Origin of the sequence: Nonomuraea sp. NPDC052129 (genome assembly GCF_040680095.1) — a bacterium.
GTDB lineage: Bacteria > Actinomycetota > Actinomycetes > Streptosporangiales > Streptosporangiaceae > Nonomuraea.
Map to the genome: position 1 here is coordinate 302,933 of NZ_JBFAVX010000001.1, position 12,401 is coordinate 315,333.

13 protein-coding genes are annotated in these 12,401 nt (G+C 69.5%); 11 read left to right on the plus strand and 2 right to left on the minus strand.

The features are described 5' to 3' along the window. Positions 1 to 35 precede the first annotated feature (35 nt). The gene (locus tag AB0L53_RS01405; RefSeq protein WP_363988720.1) at positions 36 to 620 is read right to left on the minus strand and encodes a hypothetical protein; all 585 of its coding nucleotides are present in this window, start codon (positions 618 to 620) and stop codon (positions 36 to 38) included. A gap of 97 nt (positions 621 to 717) precedes the next feature. Further along, positions 718 to 1,146, minus strand: coding sequence for a CBS domain-containing protein (locus tag AB0L53_RS01410; RefSeq protein WP_363988722.1), 429 nt, complete (start codon positions 1,144 to 1,146; stop codon positions 718 to 720). Positions 1,147 to 1,295: 149 nt separating this feature from the next. Between AB0L53_RS01410 and AB0L53_RS01415 the strand changes: the two genes are divergently transcribed. The 11 genes from AB0L53_RS01415 to AB0L53_RS01465 all read left to right on the plus strand — a co-directional run bounded on the left by AB0L53_RS01415 (position 1,296) and on the right by AB0L53_RS01465 (position 12,395). Continuing rightward, positions 1,296 to 2,681, plus strand: coding sequence for an aminopeptidase P family protein (locus AB0L53_RS01415; RefSeq protein WP_363988725.1), 1,386 nt, complete (start codon positions 1,296 to 1,298; stop codon positions 2,679 to 2,681). Between the two features lie 164 nt (positions 2,682 to 2,845). Then, positions 2,846 to 3,631: an ABC transporter permease gene (locus tag AB0L53_RS01420; protein WP_363988727.1), complete on the plus strand. Its 786-nt coding sequence runs from the start codon at positions 2,846 to 2,848 to the stop codon at positions 3,629 to 3,631. Further along, positions 3,631 to 4,485, plus strand: a complete 855-nt coding sequence (locus tag AB0L53_RS01425; RefSeq protein WP_358555587.1) for an ABC transporter permease — start codon at positions 3,631 to 3,633, stop codon at positions 4,483 to 4,485. Before AB0L53_RS01420 ends, AB0L53_RS01425 begins: the two co-directional genes overlap by 1 nt. A gap of 4 nt (positions 4,486 to 4,489) precedes the next feature. Beyond that, positions 4,490 to 5,509 carry an MlaD family protein gene (locus AB0L53_RS01430; RefSeq protein WP_363988730.1) on the plus strand — a complete coding sequence of 340 codons (1,020 nt, stop codon included), beginning with the start codon at positions 4,490 to 4,492 and terminating at the stop codon, positions 5,507 to 5,509. 1 nt (position 5,510) lies between these two features. Then, positions 5,511 to 6,569 (plus strand): MlaD family protein, encoded by a 1,059-nt coding sequence (locus tag AB0L53_RS01435; protein WP_363988733.1) that lies wholly within the window; start codon positions 5,511 to 5,513, stop codon positions 6,567 to 6,569. Next, on the plus strand, positions 6,569 to 7,594 hold the full coding sequence (locus tag AB0L53_RS01440; RefSeq protein ID WP_363990317.1) for an MlaD family protein: 1,026 nt from the start codon (positions 6,569 to 6,571) through the stop codon (positions 7,592 to 7,594). The genes AB0L53_RS01435 and AB0L53_RS01440 overlap by 1 nt, the downstream gene beginning before the upstream one ends. After that, on the plus strand, positions 7,591 to 8,622 hold the full coding sequence (locus AB0L53_RS01445; protein WP_363988735.1) for an MCE family protein: 1,032 nt from the start codon (positions 7,591 to 7,593) through the stop codon (positions 8,620 to 8,622). Before AB0L53_RS01440 ends, AB0L53_RS01445 begins: the two co-directional genes overlap by 4 nt. After that, entirely contained in the window at positions 8,619 to 9,665 is a 1,047-nt protein-coding gene (locus tag AB0L53_RS01450; RefSeq protein WP_363988738.1) for an MlaD family protein, read from the plus strand. The genes AB0L53_RS01445 and AB0L53_RS01450 overlap by 4 nt, the downstream gene beginning before the upstream one ends. Positions 9,666 to 9,693: 28 nt before the next feature. After that, a complete protein-coding gene (locus AB0L53_RS01455) occupies positions 9,694 to 11,034 on the plus strand; it encodes an MCE family protein (protein ID WP_363988741.1) in 1,341 nt (446 codons plus the stop codon). After that, positions 11,031 to 11,789, plus strand: coding sequence for a hypothetical protein (locus AB0L53_RS01460; RefSeq protein WP_363988743.1), 759 nt, complete (start codon positions 11,031 to 11,033; stop codon positions 11,787 to 11,789). The genes AB0L53_RS01455 and AB0L53_RS01460 overlap by 4 nt, the downstream gene beginning before the upstream one ends. Before the next feature lie 18 nt (positions 11,790 to 11,807). Beyond that, complete coding sequence (locus AB0L53_RS01465) at positions 11,808 to 12,395, plus strand: 4'-phosphopantetheinyl transferase superfamily protein (protein WP_363990320.1); 588 nt, start codon at positions 11,808 to 11,810, stop codon at positions 12,393 to 12,395. Positions 12,396 to 12,401 lie beyond the last annotated feature (6 nt).

The following is a 12,401-nucleotide window of genomic DNA, read 5'->3' on the forward strand; positions in this document are numbered from 1 at the left end:
ATCCTCCTATATCGGCCCACCCGGCTCCAAGCACGTCAGGACTTGGTCCATGGGGCGCACCCGCCCGTCTGGAGCGCCTTGTCGGTGGCCAGGATCGTCACGGTGGCGGGGCCCTTCGGCATGTCCGCCGCGATCACGTCGCTCATCTGGGCGGACGTGCTCTTCATGCGGGCCCAGTAGCACGTGTCCGTGGCGGTCGCGGGACCCGTCGTACGGTAGGTGCCGGGCTGGATGTCCACGCCCACGATGAGCGTCCGCATGCCGCCGACCGCGCCCGGCGGCCCGGCCGAGCCCACGGGAGCGGCCGTCCCCGTCGGCGCGGCCGTCCCCGTCGGCGCGGACGTCCCCGCGGGCGCGGATGCGGCCGGGCCGGACGTGGCGGTGCCGGGCGGAGCCACCGGAGCCGACGTGACCGTGCCCGCCGGAGCTGACGGATCCGACGTGGCGGCGTCCGCCGGAGCCGACGGGTCCGTCCCCTGGTCCGAGGGCGGGGTCGAGTCGCCGATCGTCATCGTCACCGGAGGCGTCTCCGCGGGCGCGGCCGTCGCCTCCCCCGAGTCGAGCCCGGTGAAGTACCCGAGCAGGAACCCGAGTAAGCAGGTCAGCCCAGAGACGAGCACGATGATGGTCGGACTGCTCGTCGCCCGGGGATATTCCGGAGACGGAGGGTATTCGGGAGGAGGCCCGTACATCACGGGGACAAGCGTCCCATCCGTGTCAACGGTGGAGGTAGTCGACCAGCGACGCCTTCTCCGTCTCCAGTTCCTCGATCGCGCTCTTGACCACGTCACCGATGCTCACGATGCCGACCAGCCGCCCGTCCTCGACGACGGGCATGTGCCGGAACCGGTGGGTGGTCATGGTCCTTCGCAGTTCGTCGACGTTGTCGTGCGGGCCGACCGTGCGTACTTCCGAAGTCATGATCGCGGAGACGGGCTGGTCGAGCACGGCCGCGCCGCGGTCGTGCAGGCGGCGGACCACGTCGCGCTCGGACACGATGCCCGTGATCGTCTCGCCGTCGGCGGAGACCACGACGGCGCCGATGTTGTGCTCGGCGAGCTTGGTCAGGAGTTCGCGGACCGTGGCTTCCGGGGCCACGGTCATCACCGCGCTTCCCTTGCCGCGCAGGATTGTCCCGATGAGCATCTGAACCACCTCGGCTCTCAGTTACCCCGGGCGGCTCCGGCTAAGCGCTCCGCCCGCGTAGCTTTCAAGGCAAGCAAGCAGGTAGGGGGACCGTCAAGCGTTCCCGTAGGCTGCATGCCGTACATGGAGCTTGTGAAACAGGATGCGTGATGACAGAGCCGCTCAATACCGGCAGCCATGATCTGCCCGTCACCGCGGCGCTGACCGCGTTCATGCGCACGGGCTGGGCCGACACCCGGCGCACCGACGTGGCGGCGCTGCCGATCGCGCCCTGGGCGGCCAGGCGCCGCGCCGCGCTCGCCGCCCGCTTCCCCGGTGAGCGGCTCGTCGTGCCGTCGGGGACGCTGAAGGTGCGCAGCAACGACAGCGACTACCGCTTCCGGCCGCACAGCGCCTTCTCCTATCTGACGGGCGCGGGCGAGCCGGGCGACGTGCTGGTCATCGAGCCGTCGGGCGAGGCCACGCTGTACCTCAGGCCGCGCTCGCCGCGCGAGGACGGCGAGGAGTTCTACCGCGACCGGCGTTATGGGGAGTTCTGGGTGGGGCGGCGGCCCGACCTGGAGGAGGCGGCCGAGCTCTACCAGATCGGCTGCGCCCACATCCGCGAGCTGTCGCTGTCCGGGCCCGCCAGGGTGCTGGGCGGCGTGGACGCGGCGGTCGACGCGCTGCTGCCGGGCGACGCGGAGTTCGAGAGCTTCCTGTCGGAGATGCGGCTGATCAAGGACGCGTGGGAGATCGGCGAGCTGCAGTCGGCCGTCGACGCCACGGCGCGCGGCTTCGAAGACGTCGTACGCGCCCTGCCCGCCGCGCTCGGACACCCTCGGGGCGAGCGCTACCTGGAGGGCGTGTTCGGGCTCCGTTCGCGCCTGGAGGGCAACGCGGCCGGCTACGACAGCATCGTGGCCTCGGGCGCGCACGCGTGCGTGCTGCACTGGATCCGCAACGACGGCCGCCTAGACCCGAACGACCTCCTGCTGCTGGACGCGGGTGTCGAGTCCGACACCCTCTACACAGCCGACATCACCCGCACGCTGCCGCTGTCCGGCCGTTTCAGTCCCGTGCAGCGGCAGGCGTACGAGCTGGTGTACGAGGCGCAGACGGCCGGGATCGCCGCGCTCAAGCCCGGTGCCCGCTTCCGCGACTTCCACCTGGCGGCGATGCGCGTCATCAGCGAGGGCCTGCACGACTGGGGCCTGCTGCGCGACTCGCCGGACGCGCTGATGGAGTCGGGCCTGTACCGCCGCTACACGCTCTGCAGCAGTGGCCACATGCTCGGCCTGGACGTGCACGACTGCGCCCGCGCGCGCTCGGAGGTCTACCTGGACGGCGTCCTGGAGGAGGGCCAGGTGCTCACCGTCGAGCCGGGCCTGTACCTGCAGCCCGACGACCTCACCCTGCCGGCGGAGTTCCGGGGGCTGGGCATCCGGATCGAGGACGACCTGGTGATCACCGCCGACGGCGCCCGCCTGATGTCGGCCGCCCTGCCGCGTCACCCCGCCGAGGTCGAATCGTGGATGGCCGGGCTGCTGGGCTGAACAACTGAAACGGCTACGAAGCGATCACGTTTCGTAGCGGGCTGACAACCTGTGACCTGGGTCTCATACCTTTTCCTCAAATTCCAGCGAAAGCATCGACTTACTAGACGGACCGTCAGTAGGGTTACTGCTTCCGTAGTCGGCTGGTTCCACGAGGTGGTCAGTTGTCCGGATACGTTGGCCGCAAGGCTGTGTCCGTGCTCGGCCAGGTGGGTGACCTCTTCGTCATCGTCCTGGAGGGATTGCGCCGCAGCTGGGACGTCCGGAGCTGGTGGTGGGAGTTCGTCGACCAGTGCTGGTTCCTGGCCCGTGTGACCAGCGTGCCGGTGCTGCTCGTCTCCTTACCTCTCGGCGCCACTGTGGCGTTGCAGGTGGGTGACCTGGCATGGCAGCTCGGCGCGGCATCCGCCACCGGCAGCGCCGTGTTCGTCGGGCTCATCCGGGAGGTCGCGCCGCTGGCCAGCGCTCTGCTGATCGCCGGGGCCGGCGGCAGCGCGATGACCTCCGACATCGGCGCCCGGCATATCCGCGACGAGCTGAGCGCCATGGAGGTGATGTCGGTCAACCCGATCCACCGCCTGGTGACGCCGCGCATGTGGGCGGCCAGCACGGTCGCGGTCTGCCTGTGCCCGCTGGTCATCCTGGCCGGGGCCGGCGGCGGCTACTTCTTCAACGTGGTCGTCCAGGGCGTGACCTCCGGCGCCTACTTCGACGGCGCGCTGTCGCTCGTGGTGGGCTCCGACCTGTACGTGACGCTGTTCAAGGCGTGGATCTTCGGCTTCATCGCCGCGGCCGTCGCCTGCTACAAGGGCATGACCTGCGCCACCAGCCCCGTCGGGGTGGGCCGGGCGGTCAACCAGTCGACGGTGGTCACGTTCATGCTGGTATTCGCGTTCAACTACGTGATCTCCGCCGTCTACTTCCTCGCCTACCCACCGAAGGCGCTGTGATGGTCTCGCGTACGGCCGGCCTCAGGTTCGCCGTCAGCGGGCGCGAATGGGCCGAGCGGTTCGCGACCCTGGCCAACTGGCCGCTGTTCGTGTGGAAGGTGCTGTTCTACTCCGTCCGCGACGTGATCCTCCGGCTGAAGTACTTCAAGGTCGTCATCCGCCAGGTCAGCGACGTGGTCGTGGGCGTCGGCGCGACCGTCATCGGCGGCGGCATGATCTTCGTGGTGTTCACCATGGCCTTCGTCGTGGGCGCGACCGTGGGCCTGCAGGGCTACCAGGGGCTGCAGGCGATCGGCGCCGAGTCGTTCATGGGCCTGGTCGGCAGCTTCGCCAACGTACGCGAGATCACCCCGATCATCGCCGCGACCGCGCTGGCCGCGCAGGTCGGCTCGTCCTTCACCGCCGAGCTGGGCGCGATGCGGATCTCCGAGGAGATCGACGCGCTGGAGGTGATGGGCATCAACGCCTTCACCTACCTGATCTGCACCCGGGTGGTGGCGGCGCTGCTGGCTCTGGTGCCGATCTATCTGATCGCGCTGTTCGCCAGTTTCTTCGCCACCCGGCTGATGAGCACGGTCCTGTTCGGGCTGGCGCCGGGCGTCTACGACTACTACTTCTACCTGTATCTGCCGGTCAGCGACATCGTGTTCAGCGTGACCAAGGTGGCCGTGTTCGCCTTCACGGTCGTCGTCATCCACTGCTACTACGGCTTCTACGCCACCGGCGGCCCGGTCGGCGTGGGCGTGGCGGCGGGCCGCGCGATCCGTCAGTCGATCGTCACGATCGTCCTGCTCAACCTGCTGCTGTCGTACCTGTTCTGGGGTAACGGCGGCAGCGTGAAGCTGACGGGGTGAATGAATGGGTCGCGACGAGTTCTCCCTGCCCGTCCGCGCGGGCATCGCGCTCGCGCTCATCGTGGTGCTCGCGGCGACGACGATCTTCATCGTACGGACCGCGTCGGAGATAAACGGCACCAGGATCGACGCGGTCTTCGCCCGGTCCGGTCAGGGCCTGGACACCCAGTCCCCCGTCAAGATCCGCGGCATCACGGTCGGCGACGTGACGAAGGTGTCCCTCGACGCCAAGGGCAAGGCCGTGGTGAGCATGGCCATCGAGCCCGGCGTCCGGCTGCCCAGCACCACCGTCGCGGCCATCGAGCCGTCGTCGGTGTTCGGGCCCAAGTTCGTCGACCTCAAGCTCGGCGCGGGCGAGACCACCGGCCCCTACCTGGCCGGCGGCGCGGTCATCACCCAGACCGAGCAGGCCCTCGACCTGTCCGACACGCTCGGCGCCGCCTACCGGGGCCTGAACGCCGTGGACCCGCGCGAGGTCACCGTCATCGTGCACACCCTGGCCCAGGGGCTCGACGGCGAGGGAAAGCGGCTGCGCGAGCTCATCGACGACGCGGGCACGGTCATCGATGTCGCGCACCGGCAGCGCGCGCGGGCCCGGCAGTTCCTGCATGACACGGCCGGGCTGTCCACCGCGCTGTCGGACAAGGGCGACGAGCTGGTGTCGATCTCCTCCGATGTCAACGTCATCACCCCCGACCTGCTGGAACGGGCCGACAAGGTGCGGGTCCTGCTCCAGGAGGTCACCTCGGTCTCCGACCTGAGCGCGCACGGCCTGCGCAAGCACCGGCAGGACCTGCGGGCCGCCGTCCACTCGGGCGAGCGGGTGGCCTCGCTCATCTACGCCCAGCTCGGCCTGGCCGGTGACGGCGTACGCGGCCTGAACCGGCTGGTGGACCTGCTGAACAAGCTGATCGAGGCGCCGGGCCCCGGCGGCGCCCGCCAGCTGCAGGTGGAGGCGTTCGTCTCGACCGACATCTGCGAGCTCGTCGTCGGCTCCTGCGGACCCACCGACGGGAGGGACTGACGTGGCGCTGTCCAGGGAACGCGTGGCCCGCCGGTGGACGCTGCTGCGCGTGGTGCTGTTCGTCGGCTTGACGGTGGCGCTGATCGTGGTGATCACGGTGCAGATCGCCCGGGTCAGCACCGGCGGCGGATACCAACTAGTCGCGACATTTGATGATGTGTCGGGGCTGCGGGAGGGCGACCAGGTGAAGATCGCCGGGGCGCCCGTGGGACAGGTGGACACGATCAAGGTGGTGAACGGCCGCGCCGAGATCATCATGGAGGTCCAGGACGCCGTCAGGGTGCCGTCGGACACCGAGGCCGCGATCAGGTGGCGCAACGCGGTCGGCCAGCGGGTCGTCTATCTGCTCCCCGGCACCGCGCCGGGCCGGCTGGCCCCCGGTTCGCGGGTCGTCCGCACCTCGTCCGTGGTCGACATCGGCCAACTGGTGAGCGACCTCGGCCCGCTGACCCGCAGCCTGGACCCCGATCAGATCAACCAGCTGTTCACCGCCGCCGCCAAGTCCCTGAAGGGCAACGACAAGAACATCCCCCGGCTGCTCGACAACGTCAACGCCATCACCGGCACGATCAACGAGCGCAAGCAGACGATCCAGCGATTGCTCAAGGACTACGCCACCGTCACCGGTGTGGTCGCCCAGCGCGACAAGCAGATCGAGCAGCTCGTCGACAACCTGGTCACCCTCTCCGAGGCGTTCGCCGGCAACCGCAAGCTGATCGACGACGCGATCGTGCAGCTCTCGACCACCGTCCACACCTCCGACCAGGTGCTCGGCAAGAACGCCGACGAACTGGGCGCGCTGGTCGACAACCTCTCCGGACTGACCGGCGGCATCAGGCGGCACGTGAACGAGATCGACAAGACGATCGGCACCTTCCAGCCGCTGCTGGCCCGCGCCTACTCCAGCGTCGATCGCGGTCACTACTTCATCACCGCGGTCCCGTGCCTGGCGCTGAGCGCCGCGCCCTGCCCGTACCCGATGAAGACGCCGCCCCCACTGCGCGGCAGCACGCGGATCCAGAGCTCGAAGGACCTGCAGAAGCTCATGGTCGGTGAGTGATGGCGCTCAAGTCCTTCCGCGACCGCAACAAGATCGTCGTCGGCCTGATCTCGCTGGCGGTGATCGGCACGATCCTGGTGGCCACCTTCCTCGTCGGCAGCCTCGGGCTGCTCGAAGGGGGCTACTACATGTCCGGCACGTTCGTGGACTCCGGCGGCCTGCGCACCGGCAACGACGTGCGGGTCGCGGGCGTGCGCGTCGGCAAGGTGACCGAGGTACGGCCCGACTACGGCCAGGGCAACGTCGTCGTCACCTGGAAGGTCGACACCGACGTACGGCTCGGCCGCGCCACCCGGGCCGACATCACGCTGTCCAACCTGCTCGGCGGCCGCTACGTCAAGCTGTCGGGCCCGGTCACCGCCCCGTACGTCGACCAGCTCCCCGAGGCGCAGCGCCGGATCCCGGTGACGCGGACGGGCGTCCCCACGCTGATCAACGACGCCATCAAGGACGCCACCCACCTGGTCCAGAAGCTCGACACCAAGGCCGTGGACGACCTGCTCACCCAACTGGGCAAGATCGACATCAGCAAGCGCGGCAGGATCACCAAGCTGCTGAAGAACATCGGCGACCTGTCGGACACCATCAGCCAGAGCGAACCGCAGCTGCAGAAGCTCCTCGACAACGGCACCAAGATCATGAACGTCCTGGAGCGCAAGGACAAGCAGCTCGGCCGGCTCATCGACGCCATCGAGGTCATGCTCAACGAGCTGCGCTCACGCCGCAACGAGCTGCGCGCGCTGCTCGGCGACGGCAGCGACCTCGTCCAGAGCACCACCCGGCTGATCAACGAGCACGAGAAGACGCTGGTCCAGGTCCTCGACGACACCGGAGCGATCACCACCAAGCTCAACAGCGGCAACAAGGAGTTCAACGCGCTCCTGGCGTGGGCCGGCCCGACGTTCTCCGGGCTGTCCACGATGGGCGGCCAAGGCCCGTGGCTCGAGGCCATAGCCACGGGCCTGGGCCCCATCGACCCGGAGGTGCTCGGCGCCATCGCCAAGGACAGGAAGAACGACCGATGACCCGTTTACTGGCGGTCCTGCTGGCCGGCACGCTGCTGGCGGCCAGTGGCGGGTGCACGCTGCTCGGCGCCGAGCCGTACCGGCTGACCGCGATCTTCAGCAAGGCGCCCTCCCTGTACGAGCAGGCGCGGGTGAAGGTGATGGGGCTCGACGCCGGATACGTGACGAGCATCCGGATCGACGGCGACAAGGTGCGCGTCGAGCTGTCGGTCGACCGGGAAGTGCCGCTGCCCGCGAACGTCAAGGCCGTGGTCGCGCCCCAGAACACCCTGGGCGAGCGCAACGTGGTGCTCTACCCGCCCTGGAAGCCCGGCGACCAGCGGATCGCCTCCGGCGCCACGATCCCGCTGGAGCGCACCGACCTGCCGGTGGAGATCGACGACGCGCTCGACGCGTTCACCAAGCTGACCGACGCGCTGGACTCCGACAAGCTGGGCGACGTCGCGGGCGACCTCGCCGACGGCGTCAGGGGCCGCGGCAAGACGGTCAACAACGCGCTCGCCGACACCGCTCGGCTCACCGACACCCTGGCCAAGCAGGACCAGCAGCTCATCGACCTGGCCAAGGGCCTGAACAAGCTGGCCACCAGCCTCAACAAGCGGCAGAGCCAGGTGACCGGCGCGATCGACTCCTTCGCCGAGGCCAGCGCCATCCTGGCCGAGGAGCGGCGACGGCTGCGGACGTTCATCGCCGGCATGGCCGACTTCGTGCGCCGCGGCGACGTGATCATCGAAGCCTATTCAGAACGGCTCCCCCAGGCCGCCGGCACGCTGGCCGAGCTGGTGCTGACCGTCCGGGCGAACAGCGCGTCGATGGCCCAGGCGATCAAGGGCGCGGCCGACTTCTCCGACATCCTGATCGACTCCTGGGACAAGAAGCAGCACGTACTGAAGATCCGCGTGGTGCTCAACGCGATGACCAGAGCCTGGCTGACCCCGCTGTTCGACGCCCTGAACCTCGGCAAGGTCCCCTGCCTGCCCGCCGGCCTCAGCAACTGCCCCTTCGAGCAGGGGAAGAAGAAGCGATGAAGGCACGTGTCCTGTCAGGGCTGCTCGCGCTGGGCATCACCGCGTCCTGCTCGCTCCAGACACTCGGCGCCACCGGCGGCGACCTGACCATCAACGCCACCTTCGACGACGTCCAGAGCCTGGTCGCCGGGCACAGCGTGCAGATCTCCGACGTACGGGTGGGCACGGTGACCGGCATCCGGCTGCAGGGCTACCAGGCCAGGGTGACCATGTCGATCACGCCGGAGCACCCGGTGCCCGAGGGAAGCACCGCGACGGTGGCCAAGACCTCGGTCCTGGGCGAGAACTACGTCCAGCTCACGCCGCCCCCGGGCAAGGACCTGTCGAAGGGCCCCTACCTCAAGAGCGGCGCCACGATCACCGACACCTCGGTCGAGCCGGACATCGAGCAGGTCACCGCGAAGGCCGGGCCGCTCATCGAGGCGCTCGGCACGCAGGACGTCAACGCCATCCTCGACGCCGCCTCGACCGCGTTCGCCGGCAAGGGCGCCGACGTCAACAAGCTGATCAAGCAGACGGCCGAGGTGACCGACACCTACGCCGCCGCCCGCCAGGACATCGCCACCACCGTGGACGCCCTGGCCAAGCTGGGCGATCAGCTCGCCAAGGGCAGCAAGGAGCTGGACCGGCTGCCCGGCACGCTGGCGGCGGCCACGGCCCGCGTCGCGCACGGCCGCAAGCACGTGAAGACGGCCATCATCGCGCTGACCAACCTGGCCAAGGAGGCCAACCTCACGGTCTACCCGCGGCACGCCGCCCGGCTGCGCACGCTGCTGCGCGAGCTCGACGCGATCACCTCCTCGATGCTGCGCGGCAAGGAGGACCTGAAGGCGCTGGTGGCCAAGCTGCAGGCGTTCATCGACACGCCGCCGATCACGGTCAACGGCCAGGTGCTGATCTATGTGTGGCTGAAGGGCCTGCTGACGCCGCAGCACAAGGGACTCCTGCCGAACGGCAAGACGGGCTTGCTGCCGAACGGCAAGACGGGTCTGCTGCCCAACCGGGTGGCGGACTTCCGCCTGCTCTGGGAGCCGCCGCGATGAGAAACCATCTGCTCTGGGGGCGGTCGCGATGAGGAACCGCCGCATCTACCTGAACCTTGGCTTCTTCGTCGTCCTGGGCATCGTGATGACGATCTGGGCGTTCAGCACGATCATCAAGCTCGACGCGATCACCCAGCCCTACCGGGTGTCGGCGGAGTTCGTCTCCTCCCCCGGCCTGGTCCGCGGCTTCGACGTCGCCTACCTGGGTGTGCGGGTGGGAAAGGTCGGGGACGTACGGCTGGCGCCCGGCAAGATCGTCGTGGGTCTGGACATCGACAAGGAAGTCCGGCTGCCGAAGGCCGCCACGGCCGAGGTACGGCGCAAGTCCGCCGTCGGCGAGCCGTATGTGGAGCTGTCGCCGCCCGCGACCGGCGTGAACGGCCCGACGCTCGCGGCCGGCGATGTGATCCCGCTGTCCAAGACCACGGTGCCGCTGGACTACCGCAAGCTGTTCGAGGGCGTCGGCAAGCTGCTGTCCGCCGTGCCGCCCAAGGACGCCAAGACGATCACGCACGAGCTCGCGGTGGCGCTGGACGGCCGGTCGTCGTCGATCAGGGACATCATCGAGGACGCGCACGACCTGACCGGCACGCTGGCCGACAACTCCCAGGTGCTCGACGACCTGTCCGTGCAGCTCACCCAGCTCACCCACACGCTGGCGGGCCGGAAGGACAAGCTGGCTTCCGGCATCACGGACCTGAGCACGGTGACGGCCACGCTACGCGACTCGCGTACCGACCTCGACGCCTTCCTGGACCAGGGACCCGGCGTGTTCGGGCAGCTAGACCAGGCCATCAAGCGGGCCAGACCGGGCCTGTCGTGCCTGCTGACCGCGGCGGGCCTGCCGCACAAACCGGTGTTCTCCGCCGAGACCGAGCGGAACGTGCACCACCTGCTGAGCATCGTGCCGACCGCGCTGAGCCTGGCCGACGACATCAGCGTAAGGGAGGGCAACACGATGTACGGCAAGGCGTCGTTCATCTTCAGCGTCCCGGGCGGGCCGCAGCCGGCGGAGGAGTACGCGGGCCCGGTCGGCCCGCCCACCGTGCCCCGCCTGCGCGCCTGCCCCGACCGCGCAACGGACGAGCCGGTCCGTACGGAAGACGCCGCCGACCATCCCGGGAAAGACACCGAAGCAGAGCAGACCAGGCGGCCGGAAGCCCAGGCCAAGGCCACCGCACAGCCCGAGCGGACCCCGGAGGCGGCGGGCGCGAAGTCACCCGCCGCGGCTTCCGGGCCCGCGTCCCGTACCCCGGTGGACGCCGCTCCGCTGATTGCCGCGATCTTCCTCGCGGTGGCGGCGAGTGGTGGCATCTTGGGGTGGATCGCGGTGGGCCGGGCCGCCCGCCGCCGTGAGGAGAATTCATGACCACCAAGCAGGACCTCGCGGAGGACCAGCAGAGCGCCGCGGAGGAGGCCACAGCGGCAGAAGAACCGACCACCCCGGACACCGGCCTATCGGAGAGCGTCTCCTCTGACAGCGGCCCCTCGGACGGTGGCGCCTCGGAGAGCGTCTCCTCGGACGGTAGCGCCTCGGACGGCGGGGTGGTCGCCGCTGGGCAGTCGGGGCTGGGGCGTGGCCGGATCCTGGTGGCGGTGGTGGCCCTGCTGGTGGCCGCGCTGGCCGCCACGGCGGCGCTGCAGTGGATCTCCGCGAGCCAGGCCCGCGACTCGCTGGCCCGGCTGGAGAGCGAGCGGGCCCTGCGACTGGAGGTCTCGGGCGCGGCCAGTTCGTTCGGCAAGGCGCTGCTCAGCTACGACTACCAGAACCTCCAGGCCACCCGCGCCACGCTGACGGCCCAGGCCACCGGCGACTTCCTGGCCACCTACGACGAGGCGTTCGGCGGCGCGATGGCCCAGGTCATCGTCAAGCTCAAGGCCGTCTCGCAGGCGAACGTCCGCGAGGTCTACCTCTCGGACGTCGACGAGGCCACCGCGCACGCCATCGTCGTGGTCGACCAGCAGGTGAACACCTCGGAGGCGATACGCTCGGTCAAGGACTCCCATCTGAAGATCAGCCTGGTCAAGGAGAAGGGCGTCTGGAAGGTCCACGACGTGACCGTGCTCGGCGCGGCCAAAGAGGACCAGTACAACCTGGACAGCGGCACCAAGAAAAAGGACTGACCGATCGGCCCCGTGGCGATGGGTGGGCGCCCCGACGAGGTGCTCGCCCCAGAAGACTGGCTGACCGACGTCGAGCGGGCGCGCGCGGCCCGGTTCGCGTTCGAGCCCGACCGCCGCTCGTTCATTGCGGCCCACCTGCTCGTACGCCTCTGCGCCGCGGCGGTGCTCGACACCGACCCGGCCGGGCTGACCCTGTTACAGCACTGCGAGCTGCACGGCCCCGGCCACGGCCGCCCGTACATCGAGCAGGCCCCCTCCCTGGGCGTCAGCCTCAGCCACACGCGCGGCTACGTCTGCGCGGCGGCCGGTGCGGGCCGGGTGGGCATCGACGCCGAACGCGTGCCGCCGGGCCCGTTCGACCGGCTGCTCGCGGGCCGGGCGCTCACCGAGCGGGAGCTGGCGGCGGTCAGCACCAACGAAGAGCTGATCAGGCGCTGGACCCGCAAGGAGGCCCTGATCAAGCGCGGCGAGCTGACCATCGACGGGCTGCGGGCCACCGACGCCGACGTGACCGGCCGCCACCTGCTCGAATGGACCGCCGAGGGCGACATTGTAGTGGCCGTCATCACAGACTCACCAGCCGAGCAACTGCCCCTGATCGCATAAAATGGA